19 protein-coding genes, 2 tRNA genes and 2 pseudogenes are annotated in these 21,806 nt (G+C 50.6%); 4 read left to right on the top strand and 19 right to left on the bottom strand.

The window, feature by feature from the left end; translation table 11 throughout:
- The 3 genes and pseudogenes from C557_RS25510 to C557_RS24745 form a co-directional block, all read right to left on the bottom strand.
- A pseudogene (locus tag C557_RS25510) lies at nt 1-187 on the bottom strand (PBSX family phage terminase large subunit); the annotation flags it as partial.
- The gene (locus tag C557_RS24750; protein ID WP_051082482.1) at nt 188-619 is read right to left on the bottom strand and encodes a hypothetical protein; all 432 of its coding nucleotides are present in this window, start codon (nt 617-619) and stop codon (nt 188-190) included.
- Nucleotides 620-747: 128 nt separating this feature from the next.
- Nucleotides 748-1,044, bottom strand: coding sequence for a phage terminase small subunit-related protein (locus tag C557_RS24745; protein ID WP_240472993.1), 297 nt, complete (start codon nt 1,042-1,044; stop codon nt 748-750).
- A gap of 159 nt (nt 1,045-1,203) precedes the next feature.
- On the opposite strand from C557_RS24745, the gene C557_RS23835 reads away from it, so the two are divergent.
- From C557_RS23835 to C557_RS25070, 3 genes are all read left to right on the top strand, one after another.
- Nucleotides 1,204-1,377 (top strand): type II toxin-antitoxin system HicA family toxin, encoded by a 174-nt coding sequence (locus C557_RS23835; protein ID WP_018753642.1) that lies wholly within the window; start codon nt 1,204-1,206, stop codon nt 1,375-1,377.
- A gap of 39 nt (nt 1,378-1,416) precedes the next feature.
- On the top strand, nt 1,417-1,815 hold the full coding sequence (locus C557_RS0120015; protein ID WP_018753641.1) for a type II toxin-antitoxin system HicB family antitoxin: 399 nt from the start codon (nt 1,417-1,419) through the stop codon (nt 1,813-1,815).
- Nucleotides 1,816-2,754: 939 nt separating this feature from the next.
- Entirely contained in the window at nt 2,755-2,928 is a 174-nt protein-coding gene (locus C557_RS25070) for a hypothetical protein (protein WP_018753639.1), read from the top strand.
- Nucleotides 2,929-3,060: 132 nt separating this feature from the next.
- Here the strand turns inward: C557_RS25070 and C557_RS0120000 are convergent.
- The 8 genes from C557_RS0120000 to C557_RS0119965 form a co-directional block, all read right to left on the bottom strand.
- A tRNA-Ile gene (locus tag C557_RS0120000) sits at nt 3,061-3,134 on the bottom strand.
- A gap of 16 nt (nt 3,135-3,150) precedes the next feature.
- A tRNA-Met gene (locus C557_RS0119995) sits at nt 3,151-3,224 on the bottom strand.
- Between the two features lie 82 nt (nt 3,225-3,306).
- Nucleotides 3,307-3,471, bottom strand: a complete 165-nt coding sequence (locus C557_RS25065) for a hypothetical protein (RefSeq protein WP_018753638.1) — start codon at nt 3,469-3,471, stop codon at nt 3,307-3,309.
- Nucleotides 3,472-3,639: 168 nt separating this feature from the next.
- Nucleotides 3,640-5,142, bottom strand: coding sequence for an ABC transporter substrate-binding protein (locus C557_RS0119985; RefSeq protein ID WP_018753637.1), 1,503 nt, complete (start codon nt 5,140-5,142; stop codon nt 3,640-3,642).
- A complete protein-coding gene (locus C557_RS0119980) occupies nt 5,139-6,026 on the bottom strand; it encodes an ABC transporter ATP-binding protein (RefSeq protein WP_018753636.1) in 888 nt (295 codons plus the stop codon). The genes C557_RS0119985 and C557_RS0119980 overlap by 4 nt, the downstream gene beginning before the upstream one ends.
- Before the next feature lie 2 nt (nt 6,027-6,028).
- Nucleotides 6,029-8,947 carry an ABC transporter permease gene (locus tag C557_RS0119975; RefSeq protein WP_018753635.1) on the bottom strand — a complete coding sequence of 973 codons (2,919 nt, stop codon included), beginning with the start codon at nt 8,945-8,947 and terminating at the stop codon, nt 6,029-6,031.
- A complete protein-coding gene (locus C557_RS0119970) occupies nt 8,948-10,039 on the bottom strand; it encodes an efflux RND transporter periplasmic adaptor subunit (protein ID WP_018753634.1) in 1,092 nt (363 codons plus the stop codon).
- Nucleotides 10,002-10,841 (bottom strand): ABC transporter ATP-binding protein, encoded by an 840-nt coding sequence (locus C557_RS0119965; RefSeq protein WP_018753633.1) that lies wholly within the window; start codon nt 10,839-10,841, stop codon nt 10,002-10,004. The genes C557_RS0119970 and C557_RS0119965 overlap by 38 nt, the downstream gene beginning before the upstream one ends.
- Before the next feature lie 217 nt (nt 10,842-11,058).
- On the opposite strand from C557_RS0119965, the gene C557_RS0119960 reads away from it, so the two are divergent.
- A complete protein-coding gene (locus C557_RS0119960) occupies nt 11,059-12,681 on the top strand; it encodes an S-layer homology domain-containing protein (RefSeq protein ID WP_018753632.1) in 1,623 nt (540 codons plus the stop codon).
- A gap of 98 nt (nt 12,682-12,779) precedes the next feature.
- Here C557_RS0119960 and pyrE read toward each other — a convergent pair whose 3' ends face one another.
- The 8 genes and pseudogenes from pyrE to C557_RS25625 all read right to left on the bottom strand — a co-directional run.
- Nucleotides 12,780-13,427 (bottom strand): orotate phosphoribosyltransferase, encoded by a 648-nt coding sequence (pyrE, locus tag C557_RS0119955; protein WP_018753631.1) that lies wholly within the window; start codon nt 13,425-13,427, stop codon nt 12,780-12,782.
- Entirely contained in the window at nt 13,424-14,176 is a 753-nt protein-coding gene (gene pyrF / locus C557_RS0119950) for an orotidine-5'-phosphate decarboxylase (protein ID WP_040677390.1), read from the bottom strand. The genes pyrE and pyrF overlap by 4 nt, the downstream gene beginning before the upstream one ends.
- An 81-nt stretch (nt 14,177-14,257) precedes the next feature.
- Nucleotides 14,258-17,470: a carbamoyl-phosphate synthase large subunit gene (carB, locus tag C557_RS0119945; RefSeq protein WP_018753629.1), complete on the bottom strand. Its 3,213-nt coding sequence runs from the start codon at nt 17,468-17,470 to the stop codon at nt 14,258-14,260.
- 4 nt (nt 17,471-17,474) lie between these two features.
- The gene (gene carA / locus C557_RS0119940; RefSeq protein ID WP_018753628.1) at nt 17,475-18,611 is read right to left on the bottom strand and encodes a glutamine-hydrolyzing carbamoyl-phosphate synthase small subunit; all 1,137 of its coding nucleotides are present in this window, start codon (nt 18,609-18,611) and stop codon (nt 17,475-17,477) included.
- Nucleotides 18,612-18,665: 54 nt separating this feature from the next.
- Nucleotides 18,666-19,952: a dihydroorotase gene (locus tag C557_RS0119935; protein ID WP_018753627.1), complete on the bottom strand. Its 1,287-nt coding sequence runs from the start codon at nt 19,950-19,952 to the stop codon at nt 18,666-18,668.
- 75 nt (nt 19,953-20,027) lie between these two features.
- Nucleotides 20,028-20,939 (bottom strand): aspartate carbamoyltransferase catalytic subunit, encoded by a 912-nt coding sequence (locus C557_RS0119930; RefSeq protein WP_018753626.1) that lies wholly within the window; start codon nt 20,937-20,939, stop codon nt 20,028-20,030.
- A 2-nt stretch (nt 20,940-20,941) separates the two neighbouring features.
- Complete coding sequence (gene pyrR, locus C557_RS0119925; protein ID WP_018753625.1) at nt 20,942-21,487, bottom strand: bifunctional pyr operon transcriptional regulator/uracil phosphoribosyltransferase PyrR; 546 nt, start codon at nt 21,485-21,487, stop codon at nt 20,942-20,944.
- A gap of 130 nt (nt 21,488-21,617) precedes the next feature.
- Nucleotides 21,618-21,806 (bottom strand): annotated as a pseudogene (locus C557_RS25625) (group II intron reverse transcriptase/maturase); the annotation flags it as partial.

The raw sequence follows: 21,806 nt of genomic DNA, 5'->3' as shown, positions 1-21,806 counted from the left end.
CCGCCGGAGCGCACCGATCGTTTTGCTGGCCATGCCAAACTGTTCACCGTTGAAACTCTCCATAGCCCAAAAAAACATAGCTCAGTGACATAGCTACTGTTTTTCCAGCCCGGACGGATCCGTCACATATCAGGCCGTCCATGTCATGATGTGGACTTTCCTGCATTCACCAAGTTAAGACACAGATCTACTTCTCGCTGAAAGGTTGCCATTTGAACGGAGGCGGCTTAAGCTTCGTCTTGCCATCAGCCCACACCTCCGCAGTTCGTCCACGTAGTGCTTCTATGAATCCGTCATCCTTGGTATCATCAACTTTACCGCCTCGCAACATCTGCAGCTCAAACTTCAGTTTTTCAATTCGAACCTGTCGTTCCTCGTCCAGCAGATGGGCCTTCAATTCGATAGCTTTGATCTTTTTGTCTTGAACCCGTATCAGTGCCTCTTCAAACTTGATAATGTCGTCAACCTTACGGAAGCTCTTTTCTTCAATCTGGGACTCTACCAACTCTATCCGAGTAATAGGAATGGTCTTGGTTACGCCAGATTTTTCATCATGAACCGTCATCGCTTCCTTGATAGCCTTGAGTTCATACAGCACCTGGCGTTCCTGCTCAGTCAACCCGTTCTTCAGGGTCTAAATCCTAAGCATAATCTCCTTTTCTCTCCACGAGTAAAGGATGACCGAATCATCGATAGCAGAAATCGGATCAAGTTCTACCCTTTCAAGCTGCTCTTGCTCTTCGGAACTCAATGCATCCATCCATAGTGTTTGAAATTCCCTGTCTTGACGGCTTTTGTATTACGCGGCGGACCGCCTGATCCGCCTCGGTTACCCTTGGCATTCTGATTACCCGGCGGCGCTCCCCCCCCCCGATTGCCTACAGCATTTTTGTTCCCTTTGGGTACGCCGCGACGTGGGGCGCTCCCTTTCGGTTCAGATGGAGCGATCCCATTGAGCGCGGTGTCCCAATTGTCCAGCGTCTTCCACTTCCGAACCTCATTATCGGGAACAGAAAGAGCAGCGGCGATGTCTTTAAGCTTCATCGTCCCACTGCTCTCTAACCACATTTGCTTTGTCCTGTTCCGGGCTTCGTTCTCTAGCCATTACATGTATCACCACCTCCGGAATACAAATGAACAATTCACCGATCTTGATTTATACGCATTAAATACGTATAATATATAAGTAAGAGGTGAGGGGGAATGAAACGCAAAGACCTAATCGATATGTTAGTCAAAAATGGTTGGAAATTACACCGAAACGGTGCCAACCACGACATCTACACAAATGGGGAAAAATCCGAGCCTATTCCCAGGCACCGCGAAATCAACGAAAGACTAGCACAAGCAATCATCAAGAGGCAGGGGCTACAATAAGCCATCCAGTCCTCTCAAAATACATGGAGGTGCATCACATTGAAAAAGGTCTATCCTGTTGTTTTAAGTCCCACAGATAACGGCTATGTTGTTTATGTGCCCGATCTTGATATTAATACGGAAGGTACCGATCTTGCGGATGCCATTTATATGGCACGCGATGCCATCGGCATCTGGGGCATTTCCGAGCAAGATATGGGGCGGTCCATCCCTGAGCCTTCTTCTCTAACGCCCACAGCTAGTAAGGATGAAATCGTGACGCTTGTGGACATTGATTTCGAGGAATATCGTCGCAAGCACGATAATCGAACCGTCAGGAAAAACCTTACGATACCCAGCTGGCTAAATGTAGAAGCGGAGCATGCCGGAATTAACTTCTCATCCGTTTTGCAAAATGCACTCAAGAACGAACTGGGTATAACAGAAAAACGACCGTGACACGTCGCACCCCACACGGGTGTGTAGACTAAAATCTTATGTTGAGTTGGTTTCACGTACACAGGCACGATAAATAAGGCCGTACAGCAACGCTGCGGCCCCGTCCTGCCCTTCTATGATCTTTTGCCTACAAAACTTTTGGACATCCAGAACATAAGTGCCTATAGAAGGCAAAAGAAAAAGCACCGAATGTGCTATGTAAGGAGTGGCTAACTGTGTTATAAACTGTATTCAATAAGCCAACTAAAGTTTGTATTGACTCTACTGTTGTTCCAAGGTTGCTTATCTTACCCATGCCCTAGTGAACTTACTTTGAGCTTCTTCCTTCGTCTTTGCTGATTGTAAGTATTTATTGATACGCTAGTGCTACGGGTTCCAGCGGTTTGACTGCATAATTTTTGTGGATTATAATATGTAAATCCAAGGCCTCTGTAATTAAACTATCGGAGGTTATGCAAAATGAAAAAATTCGAATATAAGTTGGTTTTGCTTTTTGGAACATATTTATTTTTAATAACGATAGGGTTACTGGTGACGTATACTTTGGTAAATATCGTCTCCTGATTCTTATGATTTTGTAATGTCGTAACGCTAATATTATATTGTTTCTTCGGAGCCTTGGCTATGGCAGATTCTTTTTTTGGATCTGACCATGGCTTTAAAAATAAACAATACAAATTGAATGAAAACTTTGATCATTTTAATTCTGGAGGTCGTAACCCAATTTCCCCCTTCCTCATTTCTGCCTCGGCCATAATCAATAACTACAGCAAAGGTAGTTGCTGTAAAATTGATCCTTGCAAACTCATGTTCCACTCACCCTTCCCGCATTAAATGTCTCAAATATGATATTTCTAGAGCTCTCTGCGTTAGTCTGCATCTCTATTCCTTAGATACTTGAAACTGATATTCGTAATATTATGGTAAGGAGGTGTCGAATTGAACAAACAATCTCTTGTAACTGGCATCTCTTTAGGTTTGTGTTTTATCGGAGCTGAGCGACTAGGTCATAGCAGTGTCCAAATTTACCTTGACCGCTACTCCCATCTGCTGCCTGATATGCAGCGTGGCGCTGTAGATTTGGTTGAAGCGAAAATGAAGAGTTTTGACTGAATCAAAATCAACTTCGTGACCATTTACGTGACCAATCCGGTTGACTCAGCACTAAAATCGTACGAATCCCCCCATCTCTACCACCCTACCAAAAAGCAAAAACCCCTTGCTAGGCAAGGGGTTCACGCACTATGGGCCCTGAGGGACTTGAACCCCCGACCAATCGGTTATGAGCCGACCGCTCTAACCAACTGAGCTAAGGGCCCGCACGACTTAAATGGATTGCGGGGGCAGGATTTGAACCTGCGGCCTTCGGGTTATGAGCCCGACGAGCTACCGGGCTGCTCCACCCCGCGTCAATAAACAGCGACAATTAATAATATACACGATTTCCGTAGTCCACGTCAAGCCCATAGATCGATCGATATAACTCATCGATCAGACAATAAAGCGTACACCATATTTGCCCTTACGGGAACGGTAAATTTCAATTTGCCGCATATCTTCGAAGCCGTAAATCCATCCATCCTGTTCCAGTCGGCGGGCCAGGCATCCGGCTTGAAATTTTGTTCGATACAACTTGTTAAAATACACCCAACGCATACGTCTCGCCATCATCCTTTCACCAGAGTACCTTTCTTCCTCAACTTGGGCCTGATTATAGAATACCCATTAATAGCAAAAAAAGCCGTCGGGTTAGCCCCGTACGGCTTTTTATAAGCTGGTAAATTTTCCAATATGCACAAATCAAGCAAAGGATGGCTTAGCGCATTATCCTGCCACAGCCGCATCGGCCGGAACAAATGGCGTACCGTCCTGCTGGAACAGGGTTTTCGGATTATTCTTAATTTCCTGCAGCATGGTATTTCCTTTCTCTTCCCAGGCCTTCAAGGCTTCCTCAGGCGTCTTCTTATTCTCCAGCACCTCTTGGAAGAACTGGCGTCCTATATCGTCGATGCTGTACAGTCCTTGTCTTTCCGCCATTAATTTATCGAGCTTGGAATCACTAGGCGGTACCGGCTTCAACAAATAAAATGCTTGAATGTTGTAATCCAGTCCGTTTTTCGGTTTAATATAGGATTTACGGGCCAGCATTTCATAAGAATTGCTGCGGGATTTTAATTTAGCCCAGTCTTCGCCATTAATAAATTTAATGAAATCCCAGGCCGTCTCCGGATTAGGTGCAGCGCTATTGATAGCAAACAAACCATTAAGCCAAATCTTGCCTCCCACACCCGGCTTCTCCGGATGAGAGGGAATCGTAACAACATCCCAATCCACCGGCTTAAAATTTTTAATTTTTGAGGCGTTGCTATTAGCGTCATAGATTTCATTGACATAATAGTTTTCGCCAATCGTCATCGCTACTTTGCCTGACAGGAACATATCACTGTTAACAGGAGTCCAGTTGTCCTCCATTTCCTCCATCATGGAGTTGCTATCCGGAATAATTTTTTCCTTGTACAGCTTGCTGGCTGTCTCCCAGACCTTCGTCCATTGCGGCGTGTTCACCGTCATCGTTTCGGCTTTGTCATCAAAGGTTTTGAGCTGAAGCGCCGGGAGATAATCGGATCGTATATCCCAGAATAGATCATTGCCCATATAACGGCTAAAGTTGAAGCCGTAAACCCGCTCCTTCCCCTCGCCCTTCGTTACACGGCGAGCCAGATTGAAGATATCGTCCCAAGTCATATTGTCCGTCGGTGGCTCAACCCCGGCATCTGCAAAGATTTGTTTGTTATAGTACAGCGCCGAGGAGGAGAAGGATGGTGCCAAAGCATACAGGCTGCCTTCTCCCATATCCTTAATTCCTTCAATTACCGCCGGAACAAAATCTGTCGTATCAAATTTATCTTCCTGAATCAATGGGTCCAAGGCCTTAAGCATGTTTTCCTTGATTAATTGATTAATCACATCGGTATCGGCCATAACAATATCGACCGGGTTGCTGCCGCCCGTAATCTTCTTCATGCTCTCCACATAATCGGGCTGAACATAAGGCTCTGAACTTTCCCGATACCGATATTCAGACTCATCAATCGCTGGAACAATTTCAATACGGACATTCTGATTTGCAAACTCAAAGACATCCGTGTATTGCTGACGGAAGTAAGAGTCATTATATCCCCCGGACAGCACCCCGATACGCAAAACCTGCTCCTGCTGACTATCCCCGGCTTTACCGCTGTTGCAGCCTGCGAGCAGGCCCAGGGCCAACGTAGCCATCAGCGTAATCGACACTACCTTCTTCAGCCTCCCAAATTTCTTCATCATGATTGTTCCTCCTCCAATGATTTAGGTGCCATTATCACAATCTTCTCCCCATCAAACTCCATCGAAGCCCGGCCGCTAATCCCTAAGGATTCCAGATATTCCTTAGGAACTTGAAGCCGGCCTACGCGGTCAACCACCACAAACGCCTCATGCACCTCCTGGAGCCCGCCAGCTCCAAGCCCTGCCGCAGCCAAATCCAAATTGGGATTACGCTTCACGAACTCGGTGCTGGTCAGACCGTCGCGAATGGCTACCACCCGGTCTACCTTGCCCGCCAACGTTAAGTCATGCGTAACAATCACGACCGTAATGCCAAGCTCCCGATTCACTTGCCGGAAGATTTGCATGATTTGATCGGAAGTCGCCGTATCCACCGAACCCGTAGGTTCATCGGCCAGCAACAGCTTCGGGCGATTAGACAGCGAAATGGCAATCGCCACACGCTGCTGCTCCCCGCCCGAGAGCTGATGCAATTTATTGTGCATTCTATCCTTCAGCCCTACACGCTCCAGCAGTTCTTGGGCATAGGCCCGGTCTAGCTTGCCAGTCAACAGCATCGGCATTTCTACATTTTCCAGCGCGGTCAAATACGGCAAAAGATTGCGGCCATTATTTTGCCAGACAAACCCCACCGTATTGCGCTTGTACTCCACCAATTGAGCATCCTGAATCTTAAGCAAATCCCACCCTCCGACAGACACTTGCCCTGCCGAGGGATGATCCAGCCCCCCCAGAATATTCAGAAGTGTTGATTTACCGCTACCACTGTTGCCGATGATCGCCATCATCTCGCCCTGCTCAACGGATAAATTCAGGCCTTGGAGCGCCACAACCTCGATGTCTTCGGATTTGAAAATTTTGACGAGTCCTTCGCATTGAATCATCTTTAACGCTCCTCTCCCATTTTAACGGCCTGATGCACCCGCAAGCGACGGATTTGCCAAAGCAGCAGCCCGGCACCCAGAAGCAGCATAACGAATACAACCACATATAGCTGAAGCGTATCCTGGGAATCAAACACAATGCGAAACGGTGGTACTTGCGTCGTTACATTATCAGCCGTTTGCAGGAAGGGCAGATACAGCTTACCGGCAATCTTCCCGATAACGATACCTAATGCAATGGACAGCCCTGCCGTCAAAATCTGCTCAGCCAGCAGCATAAACGTGAGTTGCCTCCGCGATAAGCCCATGGCCCGCAATATCCCGAACTGAACAACCCGCCCTGACAGATTAAAGAACCAATACAGGATGTAGCCGATCAGTGAGACAATGACCGAAACAAGGAAGCCCAGACTCAAAATACCAAATACCCCGCCCCGTGTCGGGTGCTTACTTTGTATTGCCAGTTCGCTGCGCACGTCATCAACCGAATAGAGATCGATGCCTTGCTCGGCCAGCTTGGTAATCAGCGGAGCCACCTTGGCTCCCGGCTTCATTTTCAGCCATACCTCATAAGGAATCAGCGGAACCTGGTCATAAATATAATCCAGATTGGCAATGACAAACGGGGCTTGATCCGGGTATTGACTAGGCCAATACGGCAAAATACCGTAGACAGCAAATTCCACCGTCTGATCGCCGAGCGCAATCGAAAATACATCTCCCGGTTTCAGCTTGTATTTCTCTGCCAGGTTAGAAGGTATTAACGCTGCACTCTCATTCATGCCAAGGAACTGCAAGTAACGGAATGGATGGGTAGGGAACAAGTCATTTCTGAACCAGGCTACCTTGGAAAAATCCAGGTTGTCGATCCCCATCACATTCCCTTGCCCTGCTGAACGTCCAGCTATAATGATATTCCCCTTGGTTTGCAGCACGCGCGCTGCATGCTCAACCCCATCCAGCTCCCGGAAAAATTCAAACGGAGGTTCGGAGTAGATGACCTTGGATGGCGGCCGGTTTTGACCGCCTCCCGGAGCACCGCCGCCTCCACCTGGAGCACCCGGATTTCCGCCACCTCCCGGCTGCCCGGAGTTCCCGCCTTGACCGGGATTTGAATTCCCTCCGGAACCACCTCCTTGGACTGGGCGAGTAATCTCCGCGGTTCCCTCCCATACGGTTCGCATAATGACATCGGAGCCATATTTGTAGAGAGTCCGCTCCGTTGAGTTCAAATCGATCGTCCGAGCCGCTGAGGCGTTATACACACCAAGCCCCAGGGTCAACACGAGCAGAATCATCAGCGGATAATAAGACGAAGAAGAACGGGATAGCTGGGTCAAGCTCAAATAATAAGGCACCGGCAACCACTTCTTGCCAAGCCAGCCAATCAGCTTCAACAACCATGGGAATACCCGCAGGAAGAATAGACCGATAGAGAAAATCGCCAGTGCAGGCACGAAGAACAAGAATGGCTGCACCTGTAATTCATCCGTGGTCATGCCGGTTTGGAAGGTCAGCATCTGCCGTTCATTGAACAGATAGTAACCATAGCCAGCGACGGCCATCAAGACGATGTCGATGAACCACCGTTGCCAGAACGGTGCACGATCAGCACGCGCTTGCTTTTGCTTTGCCTTCACAATAGATGAGCGGGCATAGGATATCGCCGGCAGCAAGGTGGCCAGAATAGCGATAACCACCGCTGCCCCGCCTAATGCCAGAGCGTCCAGATTAAATCCAACCGGGATGGATTTACGATTTACGAAGGTCAGGAAACCGTCTGCCGACCCGATGCTTTTGGACATAAACCACCCCAGCAGTGGACCGGCAATCAAAGAAACGGCCCCAAGTATCAAGCTCTCCAGCAGATAGATAAAAACAATCTGCTTCGTCGACGCCCCGCGGCTTCGCAGAACCGCGATATCGCTCTGTTGCTTATCCAGTGCCTGGCGCGCATTCATCACGATATAGTAGAATACCATCGCAATCATCGGAGCGGCCAGCGTGAACAGCAAGGTCTGCATCTGCAAGCTCTGCTTCCGGAAGTCATTCAGCAAGCTGCCGAATGAAACATCGACCTTGGTATCCTTAAGCTTTTGATACAGACTCACATTCAGCCGGTTCAGTGTATCGGATAACGGCGACAACTGGCTGGTTTGAATGTCAGATAAATTAAAGGCATAATACCAGCTTGAATTATGCAAGGGTATGGATAATTGCTTTAATAATACATCATTAAACGCTTTCTCTGAGATGTAGAAGCTATTCATCATCCCTTCAAAGCCCTGGTACCAATAAGGATCGCTCTCATTTTCAGGCTGGAAAACACCGACGATTTTGACCTTGAGCGTGATATCCACCCCGCTGTATACTGGGTACTCCATCACATCACCGACATGGAGGTCCTGGCGATACATCGCCTCCTCCAGCATGAGAGCCTCAACCATATGGTCGTTCACGGTATCCAAAAACATTTGGCCGCCCGAAAGTGAAATATGCTCCTGCAACCCGCTCATCGACAGGATCGACATAGTTCTTGTCCGGCTGGCATCCACCTTTGTGGGATCTTCCGGGAATACCTCAGTACCGCGAATGGCACGCGTATTCGTATAGGCATCGTATGGAAAACCAATTTCATGAGGAACCTCGTCAACAATATATTGGTTAACGGCCTCCAGGGCGCCCAGGTCCGTTTTTGTCCCGCCCGCCGCCTGATAGCTCATGATTAAGGAGCCTGCCGGCAGCCCTTCGCTTTCGCTCTTCAGCGTTGTAGCGACCACTCTCTTCAGCGATCCATCGGAATACATCGGGATGCTGACCGTAAACGAGACGGCGACAATCAGGCCCAGCAAAGTGCTCAGCGTTAACCATTTCGTGTTCCACATTTTACGGAACAGCAGACGTAATAAAGGAATACCCATCTAGCGACCCACTACTTTCTGTCCCGGGGTAAGTCCCTTCACAATTTCAATATCCGTTGAGGTTTGCAGCCCAACCTCGACATCCACCTCGCGTTTGGAGCCATCCGCTTCAATAACCTGAACATAAGTCCGTGAGCCAATGGTACGCAGGGCAGATGCAGGAATCAGCACAGCATTTTCCTTACGTTCGGTGACGATGGCCACGCTAAGCGGGCGGCCCCGTTCAATGCCTTCCGGCCATTTGGCCAGTTCGATAATCACGTACTTATCAATCGAATCCTTCTCCGGCTCGTTCGGATTTCCGTTACCATTATCATTGTCCGAGCCCGTGCTCACCGGCATAACCTTAATCTTGCCCTCGTATACGCCAGACGCATTAATATCGACCTTCGCCTTCATGCCTACGGCAATTTTGGTCAAATCCTCTTTGGCAAAAGCGGCCGCAACCACCAGCGAAGATGTGTCGGAAAGGACGGCTACCGGATCATAGGATTTAATCGAGCTGCCCTTTTGCGCGGAGATGGACACAACTGTACCCGAGAACGGCGCTTTGAGCGTACCGTCCCCGATGGTTTTCTCCAAATCAGCCAAATCCTGACGCTGCTCTTCGAAGACGATAGACGCCTCTTCAAACTCGATCGGGTCCTTCTCATCCTTAGTCCGCAGCAGCTCTTTCATAGCGATTTCCTGCTTGCGGAACTCTAATCTTTTCTTGCGGAGGTCCTTTTGCATATCCTCCACATCCAATTGAATCAGCACATCGCCTTTTTTCACCTTATCTCCAGCCTTGACTAGCACCTCTTTGACATGCAGATCATCCTCTGTAAAAAATAAAGGCTCCTCCCGTTGACTCATAATTTTACCGACCGCAGTTGCATTTAATTCAATCGTTTCCGTGCGAACCACATATTCCGGTTTCTTGGATATCGTCGGCGGCGTGATTACCGGCAAATCCTCTTCCGCCTCTTCATCCGGCAACAAAGCGCAGCCGGATGCGGCTACTAAAGATAAGCTCAAGGTCAAGCTACCCGCCAGCCGAACAAGCCTCCCCCCTTTACCTGATAAATTTGCCATCCACCATTTCGTAAACATGGTCTGCTACCTCCAGGATTGTAGGATCGTGTGTGGTCATACAAATCGTGACATGCTCGGTTTGTATAATATTTTTGAACACTGCCATAACTTGTGCTCCCATTTGCGAATCAAGGTTAGCTGTCGGTTCATCCGCCAGCAACAGCTTTGGACGGTGTGCAATCGCCTTGGCAATCGCTACCCGCTGCTGCTCCCCGCCGGATAACTCAAACGGCCTGTGAAACATTCGCTTACCCAGCCCAACAAGCTCCAGGCAATAGGTCACGCGGGGCTTCCACTCCTGAGAAGGAACCCCGGCCATACGCAGCGATAGCTCCACGTTCTCCCAAGCAGACAACAAAGGGAGCAGAGCGTAGGCCTGAAAGATAAAGCCTATTTGACCACGTCGCAGCAACGTCCGTTTGTCATCATTTAATTGATGCAGAGGCTGCCCGCGAAATAAAATTTCACCGGATGTCGGCTGATCCAAGCCGCCTAGCATATTCAGAAGTGTCGTTTTCCCCGAGCCGGATCGTCCCTTAAGCATCACCAATTGGCTGGGAAGCACCTCCATATCAATCCCTTTCAGGACTTTGATTTCTCCATTCCCCACCGGGAAAGACCTATGTACGTCCCTAACCGACAATATCGGCCCCCTATCGCGCTCATCCTCTCCCCGTCTCTCATCAGCTACAATGCCCTCCGGTCCAGCTTCCTCCACAACACTTTCATCCAGTGTCACAGCAATCTGGGTCCGTGAAGCGCGTGACTCTTTTTGGGAATTCCCCTTCACTTTTTTGGTTTTGCGAAGCCATCGCATCATCGTGTATCGGTCTCCCATTTCTTGATTTGCGGTGCGTGACTTGCCCTGTCCGGCAAGTCATTTATGTCTTGCATTATAAACGAAATATGATGTCAAAAAGTTACAATACTTTTTACGATATTGATCATATATTTCCATATTTTGAGCGCTGATGAAAGATTACAATTCTGTTAGAATTAAGGACAATTCTACTAAATTCACCAAGGAGCTCTACTTTATGAAAAAAATATTTTGGCTTATGCTCATAGGAACGTTGCTTTTTACATATACCACTACTCGCCAAATACCTGCAACAGCCGCCATGCTTCCCTATCATGATATCTCAACAAGCTATGCTAGTGAAGCCATTTCTCGCTTGCACGCCAGCGGCATCATGCAAGGAACCACAGCAACCTCTTTTTCCCCGAAGCGTCCCGTCACCAGGGCTGAGTTCATGACTGTGTTGATGCGGGCCTTCGGAATCACTCCTACTTCCTCTGCCATTCCCGCTTATACGGATGTGCCGAGAAGCACCTGGTATTATGGAGCGGTTCAGGCCGCTACCGAGCTTGGCATAACCAATGGCTTGGGGAACGGGACCTTTCGGCCTGAACAAACACTCAGCCGGCAAGAGGCCGCGGTGTGGCTGACCAAAGCACTCAAGCAAGCCATACCCGCCGCAAGCTCCATTTCTTCCTATCGGGATAGCTTGAGCATCGCCGCATGGGCCAAGCCCTATGTAACCGCCATATCAGCGTTAGGATTGATGCAAGGGAGCGAAGGCCGTTTCGATCCGGCGCAGTCCATAACTCGTCAGGAGACCGCTGCTATTTTCGATCGCCTGCTGGAGGATGCCCGTTGGAAGGATACCCTGACAGCAAGCGCCGGGCCTTCTCCGTCCTCGGCTATCCATATCGGCTGGCAATACGGTCAATCTACTGAGGCGTATCAGAAGTCCGTAATGGAATCTAACGTCAACGTGTTGTCGCCTAGATGGTATTTTCTCGAAAGCTCGGGCCGCATTTCTGATTCCAGCATTCCTTCATTAAATACATGGGCCCAAAATAACGACAAACAGGTGTGGGCCATGGTGGGGAACCGCTTTGACCAGAAAGCCACACACCAGATGCTCAACTCACCTTCGTTATCGTCCACGGCAATCCAGAGCATAAAGTCCTATGTGCAAAAATACAGCTTGGCCGGGATAAATATCGACTTCGAGAACGTTCACGCCTCGGATCGCGATCTGTTCACCAGCTTTATTGCCACGCTCGCCAAGGAACTGCATAACATTCAAGCGGTTTTATCGGTGGATCTGCCGCCCGATCTTGGCAGTGACTGGTCCGCAGCCTATAACTATGCCGAATTGGCCAAACATGCCGATTACTTGGTTATCATGGCCTACGACGAGCATTGGACGGGATATAAGGCCGGTTCAGTAGCATCCTTAAACTGGGTAGAGCAACATCTCGACAAGCTGCTCACCCAAGTCCAAGCAGACCAACTGATACTCGGAATGCCATTGTATACCAGAGATTGGGTTGTCAATGCCCAAGGCAACACCCTCTCGTCGGAGGATCTCTCTTTGCCGGAGCAGAACAAACGAATCCGGGCAACCGGAACCTCTCCGAGATGGAACCCCGAAGCCGGCCAATATCTGACAGAATACTGGAAGGGAGACACCAAACACCGCATATGGCTGGAGGATGCCCGCTCCCTGTCCACTAAGCTCCAGCTAGGGATGGACCGCGGCCTTGCAGGTTATGCTTATTGGCATATCGGCGGTGAATCTCCGGACATTTGGACCAGTCTGCGCAATGTGGAGAAATACGAGAGTTATAGATTTGACCACAGTAAATAAAGAAGACCATTTGCAGGAGAAGGACTAATCCATTATCCTGCAGATGGTCTGTTTGTTTAGGCTGCTTATCGCCATGCTGTCCTCTGTTCGTGGCTTGCCTATTTCCCGAACGCTGCGGGATTCTCCCGCCAGGATTGCAGCAACGCCAAATCCTCCGGTTTGATGTCCCCACGCTCGATAGCTACGTCGATCAGCGCCGTGTAATTGGACAAGGTTTGCAACGGAATGCCGGCAGCCGCAAACGCCGAGACTGCCTTACTTAGCTGATAGCTGAAGATGGCCAGTACAGCCAATGGCTCTGCCCCGGCATTGCGTACGGCCTCAGCAGCCTTGATTGAACTGCCCCCCGTCGAGATCAGGTCCTCGATGACAACCACTTTCTGCCCTGGCTTGATCAACCCTTCGATTTGGTTCTCCTTGCCGTGGCCTTTAGCCTTATCGCGGATATAAGCCATTGGAAGCCCCAGCTTTTGGGCTACGAATGCGGCATGCGGAATCCCCGCAGTCGCAGTTCCGGCAACCACTTCGGCCTCCGGATATGCTTCCCGAATGAGAGCCGCAAACGAGTCGGCAATCAGATCACGTATCTCGGGATAAGACATCGTGAGCCGATTATCGCAATAAATCGGGGATTGAATGCCCGAGGTCCAGGTAAACGGTTGATGTGGACGAAGCGCCACCGCTCCGATATCAAGCAAGCTGGCGGCAATTTTGGCCTCTACGGAAGTGAAAGAGCCTTGAGTCATTGTTGCATCATCTCCTGAATAATAGTTTCGGCCGCTTCGCGCGGCTGCGCTGCCGCAGTAATCGGCCGCCCTACCACAATATAATTCGTTCCTTGCTGTATCGCCTCGCCAGGGGTCAGCGTTCGCGACTGATCTTCCATGGCACTGCTTACCGGTCGAATGCCCGGGGTTACCGTCAAGAAGGCTTGTCCACAGCGTTGCTTGATCGCCTTGACTTCGAGCGGTGAAGCGACTACACCATCCAGGCCGGCCTCGCGGGCCAAGCTTGCGTAGTGTACTACAGCATCCTCTACATTGCCGGGAATACCGATTTCTTCATTTAATGTCCGCTGATTCGTACTGGTCAACTGGGTTACCGCAATGATCCGGGGAGTCGGCAGCGAAGCATCGGCCTTGAGTGCAGCCAAAGCGCCTGCTCTCGCCGCCCTCATCATATCAAGTCCCCCGGCCGCATGAACGTTGAACATATCTACGCCCAGCCGCGTAACACTATTTGCTCCACCCTTGACAGTATTAGGGATATCATGCATTTTCACATCTAAAAAAACGGAGTAGCCCTGCTGCTTCAACTCACGGATGAAATCGGGTCCTGTCGCGTAAAAGAGTTGCATCCCTACCTTCATATAGCAAGGGATTCCTGCAAGCTCCTTTAAGAGCTTTCTTGCCTGCTCTGCCTCGGGAAAATCCAATCCGACGATCAACCTGCCAGCCGCTTCTTCAAATGAACGCAAATTTGCTCCTCCAGTCATGCGCGCGGCTCCGAAGCTGTTTGCTTCCGAGCCGCCGCTTAAATGTAATTCGTTCTTAAAGTCGAGTTTTGGAACACGCACTTATAGGGACGGCATCGCCTGGGAGGAGAAATTAATCGTCTCCAGCATTTCCAGCAAGGCGCGGACCGTATCCAGCGAGGTCATGCAGACTATCCCGTTTTCTACCGCTTCACGGCGAATACGGAAACCGTCGCGTTGGGGCGTCTTGCCTTTGGTCAGCGTATTGATGACAAAGTGGGCTTCGCCGTTCCGAATCAGATCGAGAATGTTCGGTACCCCTTCCGACAGCTTGTAGACGGTCGTAACATGAATGCCTGCCTCAATCAAAGCCGAAGCCGTACCGTCTGTAGCAATAATCTTATAGCCTAACTTGTAGAAGCCGCGTAAGAGCTCAACCGCTTCTTGCTTATCTTTATCGGCTACTGTTGCAATGATCGCGCCTGTTGCCGGAATCTTCATACCAGCCCCGATCAAGCCCTTGTATAATGCCTTGGCATATTGTGGGTCCCGTCCCATCACTTCCCCGGTGGATTTCATTTCGGGTCCCAGGGTCGGCTCTACCCGGCGCAGCTTGGCGAAGGAGAAGACCGGAACCTTGACCGCTACCTGATTGCTTTCTGGCCATAAGCCGTCCTTGTAGCCCAGATCGCTAAGCTTTGTACCCAGGATACACTGCGTGGCCAGTTTAGCCATCGGTATATTAGTCACTTTGCTCAGGAACGGAACGGTCCGTGAGGAGCGTGGGTTCACTTCGATGACATACACTTCACCTTTGTAGATGACAAACTGGATATTGACCAGCCCAACCGTATTCAATTCGCGAGCAATTTTAACGGTAATGAGCGCAATCTTTTCCTTTAATTCATCTGACAAATGCTGTGGTGGATAAACAGCGATCGAGTCTCCGGAATGAATCCCTGCCCGTTCGATGTGCTCCATAATCCCTGGAATCAGCACCGTTTCTCCGTCGCAGATCGCATCCACCTCAACTTCCTTGCCAAGCATATAACGGTCAATGAGCACCGGGTGCTGTGGATTGATATTCACCGCTTCTTCCATATATTTCAGCAGCTCGGCATCCGAGTAAACGATCTCCATGGCCCGGCCTCCCAGGACATAGGAAGGTCTGACAAGCACCGGATAACCCAGCGATTGTGCCGTGCCTACGGCTTCTTCTACTGAAGTCACTGTGCTGCCTTTAGGCTGGGCAATGTCCAGACGCGACAGCAACGCCTCAAACCGCTTGCGATCCTCGGCTTCATCGATGCTTTCCAGGGAAGTGCCGAGAATCCGCACACCCGCCTCTTGCAGAGGTGCCGCAAGGTTAATCGCTGTCTGTCCGCCGAATTGCACGATAACCCCAACCGGCTTCTCTTCGTTAATCACGTTCATAACATCCTCGAAGAACAACGGCTCGAAGTAGAGACGATCCGAGGTATTAAAGTCCGTAGATACGGTCTCCGGATTGTTATTAATGATAACTGCCTCGTAGCCTGCCTTCTGGATCGCCCACACGGCATGGACTGTCGAGTAATCAAATTCAATCCCTTGCCCGATACGGATCGGACCGGAGCCAAGCACCACAATCTTCTCCTTATCCGTCCGCAGCACTTCATTTTCCGTCTCATAAGTTGAATAGTAGTAAGGTGTAGAAGCCTCAAATTCGGCTGCACAGGTATCAACCATTTTGTATACAGGACGCAACCCATGCTCGTGACGGTAATTTCTGACGTCCGCTTCGGTCAAATGCGTTCCGGCTGGCTGAGCCCCGGCTCGAAGCTCCGCGATTGCCCGGTCCGTGAAGCCGAGACGCTTGGCCTGATACAGCGTATCGTAATCAAGCTGTGCATCACGTGTGATTTTCTCCTCGAAGGCAACCAGTCTCTCGATTTTGTCGAGGAACCACCAATCAATCTGGGTCAAGTCGTGGATTTGTTGCAAATTATAACCGCGGCGGAAGGCTTCGGCAATCAGGAACAGACGCTCGTCATCCGCCTTGATCAGCCGCGTGTTAAGCGTCTCATCATCCAGCTTGTCAGTCCCCTTCAGATAAAGGCGATGCGTGCCGATCTCCAGAGAACGAATAGCCTTTTGGATCGATTCCTCAAACGTTCTGCCGATTGCCATTACCTCGCCTGTCGCCTTCATTTGCGTCCCCAGCTTGCGGTTGGCATGGATGAATTTATCAAACGGCCAGCGTGGAATTTTGCTGACGATATAATCAAGTGTAGGCTCGAAGCAAGCATAGGTTTGGCCGGTTACCGGGTTAATAATTTCGTCCAGCGTGTAACCCAAAGCGATTTTGGCCGCCATCTTGGCAATCGGATAGCCCGTAGCCTTGGAGGCCAAAGCCGAAGAACGGCTCACCCGTGGATTCACTTCGATCACATAGTATTGGAAGCTTTGAGGGTCCAGTGCGAACTGTACGTTGCATCCGCCTTCGATATTGAGCGCACGAATGATCTTGAGCGAAGCCGAGCGCAGCATTTGGTATTCGCGATCAGAGAGCGTCTGGCTTGGCGCTACGACAATGCTGTCCCCGGTATGTACACCGACAGGATCGAAGTTCTCCATGTTGCAGACCACGATGCAGTTGTCGTTAGCATCCCGCATAACTTCATATTCGACTTCCTTCATTCCGGCAATCGATTTCTCGATCAGGCATTGCCCAATGGGACTATAGCGGATACCCGAAGCAACCGTCTCTCGCAGCTCCTCTTCCGTGGCGCAGATGCCGCCGCCCGTACCCCCCAGCGTATAAGCTGGCCGCACAATGAGCGGATAACCGATCTCTTCCGCAAAATTCAGCGCTTCCTCCAGCGAAGTGATAATCGTACTATCCGGCACTGGCTGCTCCAATTCACGCATCAGCTCGCGGAACAAATCCCGGTCCTCTGCCTTCTCAATGGAGGTTAACTGCGTTCCCAGCAGCTTCACGTTTTCCCGCTCCAGCACGCCTGCACGAGCCAACTCCACTGCCATATTCAAGCCCGTTTGTCCACCGAGCGTTGGCAACAGGCCGTCGGGACGCTCCTGCCGGATAATTTGGGTAACAAACTCCAGTGTAATCGGTTCAATGTAGACCTTATCGGCCATATTTGTATCTGTCATGATGGTAGCCGGGTTGCTGTTAATCAACACAACCTCGACGCCTTCCTCTCTGAGCGCCTGGCAGGCTTGCGTTCCAGCATAGTCAAACTCGGCCGCCTGACCGATAACGATCGGCCCGGAGCCGATAACGAGAATTTTCTTTAGGTCTTTTTTGATCGGCATGGAATTACAATTCTCCTTTCGCAGCGGCCATAATCTCGGCCTGACGAGGCTTTTGCGGGTACAACCGCTTGTGCTCACGAATCATTTCGATGAATCGATCGAAAAGATAGCTATTGTCGTAGGGCCCTGGAGCTGCCTCCGGATGGTATTGCACCGAAAATGCCGGATGCTTCTTATGCTGCAAGCCTTCTATAGTCTTGTCATTATTGTTGATATGTGTGACTTCCAGCTCCGTACCGGAGATAGAAGCTTCGTTTACGGTATAACCGTGATTCTGTGAAGTGATGTAGCAGCGTCCTGAGGCCAGCTCTTTGACCGGGTGATTGCCACCCCGATGTCCGAATTTCAGCTTCTCGGTATCCGCACCCGCAGCCAGGGCGAACAATTGATGTCCCAGACAAATGCCAAAGATCGGATACTCGCCAAGCAATTCGGAGATCATATCTACGGCATAAGGAACATCCTTGGGGTCTCCGGGTCCGTTTGATAATTGGATGCCATCAGGATGCAGGCGGCGAATTTCTTCGGCCGTTGTATTATGCGGCACAATGACTACATCGCAATCACGTTTGTTCAACTCGCGCAAAATACCACTTTTTGCTCCGAAGTCCACCAGCACAATCCGCTCCTTGGAGCCCGGACTGCTGTAGACATGCTGGGTTGAGGTTTGCGCCACTTGATTGCGCAGCTCAGAAATGCTCGTCGCAAGCATCATTTCTTGCAATTCCTCGACCGGCTTCGCTGAGGTCGTCAAAATCCCTCTCATCGTCCCTTGATGGCGAATCAACCGGGTCAGCATCCGTGTATCGATGTCGGTAATGCCGGGAATGCCGTGCTCCTTGAGCAAATCACCCAAATTGTACTGCGCCCGCCAATTACTTGGGGTTGGTTCATAACGACGGACAACAAAACCATGGATCGACGGTGCAACGGACTCGAAGTCATCACGCGAAATTCCGTAGTTTCCGATTAGCGGATAGGTCATCGTCACGATTTGACCGCAATAAGAAGGATCGGACAGAACCTCTTGATAGCCTGTAATTCCTGTATTAAAAACGACCTCGCCTGTTTTGTCCCCTTCTGCTCCAAACGAGGTTCCGGTGAACAACGTGCCGTCCTCCAATAACAATCTTGCCTGCATCCTTCAGCACTCCTTTATGCATCACTTTAAAAGGTATTTATATTTTGTCTTCAATCACTCTGACCAAACGAGCTTGCCCTTGACGATAGTCGCCACAGGCCAGCCCTTGAGCTTCCAGCCAGTGAACGGAGTGTTGCGTCCCTTGGAAGCGAAGGTCTCAGGATCAACCACCCGTTCCTGCTCCAGATCCACAATCGTTAAATCGGCTGGAGCACCTGGCTCCAATTTCCCCGTACTTAAGCCAAAGACACGGGCCGGATCGGCTGTCATTCGTCCGACCAGGAAATCCAGACTCCAGCGTCCTTCTGCTACAAATTTGGTGTACAGCAGCGGGAAGGCGGTCTCGAAGCCAACGATGCCGAACGGGGCAAGCTGCATGCCCTTCGCCTTCTCCTCCGCACTATGCGGAGCGTGGTCGGTAACCAGGATATCGATGGTTCCATCCTCCAGTGCGGCAATACATGCTTCCACATCCCGTTTGGAACGCAGGGGCGGGTTCATCTTCCAGTTGGCATCCGGTTCGGGAATATCCTGCTCCGAGAGCAGCAAGTGGTGCGGACATACCTCAGCCGTGACATGAATGCCGATCTCCTTGGCCTGACGGATCAAGCGAATCGATTGCTCCGTGCTGACATGGCACACATGATAGTGCACTCCAGTTGCTTCTGCGAGTAAAATATCCCGGCCCACATGGATGGCCTCTGACTCGTTTGGAATGCCCTTCAGCCCATGCTTGCGAGCGAATTCTCCTTCAGCCACTGGCGCACCTTCCACTAACGAGTTATCCTCGCAGTGCGCAATGACCGGCATATCCAGGGAAGCGGCCAGCTTCATGGCATCCTTCATCATCTGCGCGTTTTGCACACCAACCCCATCATCCGTAAAGCCGATAGCTCCCGCTGCTTTCAACGCTGCAAAGTCTGTAAGCTCGCGGCCCAGTTCGCTTTTGGTGATAGCGGCATAAGGCAATACGTTAACCAAGCCCGCTGCATTCCCTTTTTCCTTGACCAACCTCACCGTCTCGGGGTTATCCGTGACCGGCTTCGTATTCGGCATACAGGCAATCGTAGTAAAGCCGCCTTTTGCTGCCGAGCGCGAACCTGTTTCAATCGTTTCCTTATGCTCAAAGCCAGGCTCCCGCAAATGCACGTGCATATCGATGAAACCCGGAGTGACCAGCCTGCCTTTGGCATCCAGCACCTGCGTCGTGTCATCTACCGAAGTTCCAGCCTCAGTCGATCTCTCGATGCTGACGATCAAGCCATCCTCTATAGCAATCCGGGAGAGCTCCTGCTCTCCGTGCCCGTTCAAAATATTTGCATTTTCGATTATAAGCTTCATTCCTGCTCACCCTTCGCTCTAATATGTTCCAATTCGCTCCTCGCTTACTCGTTCTCCATCTGGCATGGCCTAGGCCTATAACAAAGCCCGCTCCATGACCGCCATGCGAATAGGCACGCCGTTTTGCATCTGTTTAAAAATCCGTGACTGCGGATGTTCCACAACCGCATCATCAATTTCCACACCCCGGTTCACCGGAGCCGGATGCATGATCAGTGCGTGTGGGGCCAGCCGTTCAGCCCGTTCCTCTGTCAGGCCGTACTGCAAGCGGTAATCCTCTGCCCGGCTGAAAATGTCACCATGATGCCGTTCCAGTTGAACCCTGAGCATCATCACCACATCAGCGCAGAGCGCTTCATCCATCGTGACGTAAGGAGCGTAAGCAGCCAGCTCCGGCGCCTGCATATTTGGCGGCGCGCACAGCTTGACCTCAGCCCCGAACTTTTGCAAGGCCCACAGATTAGAACGGGCTACCCGGCTATGCTGGATGTCTCCGATAATAGACACCTTCAGGCCGTTCAATTCTCCAAACTGCTGCTTCATAGTGTACAAATCCAGTAAGGCTTGCGTAGGATGCTCATTATTGCCATCTCCGGCATTCACCAGAGGCACACTTACCTTCTTCGCCAGCTCAGCCAGCATACCGATGGGCTTCAAGCGAATAACTCCGGCATCAATTCCCATGGATTCCAGCGTTCTCACCGTATCATAGATCGATTCACCCTTCTCCACGCTGGAGGCCGCTGCCGCAAAGTTCAACACTTGAGCGCCAAGCCGCTTCTCTGCCATTTCGAAGGAAAACCGGGTTCGTGTGCTATTCTCAAAAAACATATTAGCTACAAAAAAATCCTTCAGCGCCGGGATCATCTTCTCTTCTCTTGCATCCCAATAAGCCGCCCGATTCAGGATGGCATTGATCTCATCCGCACTCAGATCCTTTAACCCCAGAAGGCTGCGCTCCTTCACCGCGTTTGCTGTCATTCCCATGCTCAGTTCCCCTCTCGCGTATGCAGGATACGAACCATGTCACTGCCATCATGCTCTGTCAACAGCACTTCTATTTCTTCCGAGCGGGAGGTTGGAACATTCTTCCCGATATAATCGGCCCGTATCGGCAATTCGCGATGTCCCCGATCGGCAAGGACAGCAAGTTGAATCGATTCTGGCCGACCGCAATCCATAATTGCATCCATCGCCGCGCGGATTGTCCGTCCCGTGTAGAGAACATCGTCAAACAGGATAACCTTCTTCCCGTGAATGGAGACCGGAAAGGTCGCTTTATTTGTTCCACGTACAGAGCTCTCCGTGTCATCGCGATAGTTCCTTACGTCAAGCTCCCCCCAAGGAATTGCCGTTCCCTCAATGTCTTCCAGCCGCTCGGCCAACCGCTTCGCCAAATGTACTCCCCTTGTTTTAATTCCTGCCAGCACGCAACCTTCAATTCCTTTATTACGTTCCAAAATTTCATGTGCAATTCTTGTCAGTGCCCTGCGAATCGCCGTTTCATCCATAATGATATGACTTTCGATGCTCACAGTTACGACCTCCTCAAGGACGATATTCACCTAGTCCGGTCCGTGACGACGATCGAGTAGGAGGGGGCGGCAAGCCCCCGTCCTCTCACACCACCGTACATGCGGGTCCGCATACGGCGGTTCCAAAAGGTTAACAAAGCTCTAAGTAACGTGAAAGCAAACTTTTCAGCCCTCTCGCTTCCCAGTAGGAAGTGGGAAGGGCATTATTTGTGTTCCGAGACATTTCCCATGCGCCTCGCCGCGAGTTTGCCATCCTAAAGCAGGCCCATTCGGGTACTCCAAGCGCTCGGAGTTCGCGGATTCGTGTGCGTACTCGTTT

This window comes from Paenibacillus sanguinis 2301083 = DSM 16941 (assembly GCF_000374825.1).
Classification (GTDB): Bacteria; Bacillota; Bacilli; order Paenibacillales; family Paenibacillaceae; genus Fontibacillus; species Fontibacillus sanguinis.
Note: the sequence above shows the minus strand (reverse complement) of the source record. Positions and strands in the feature narration are given on the sequence as shown.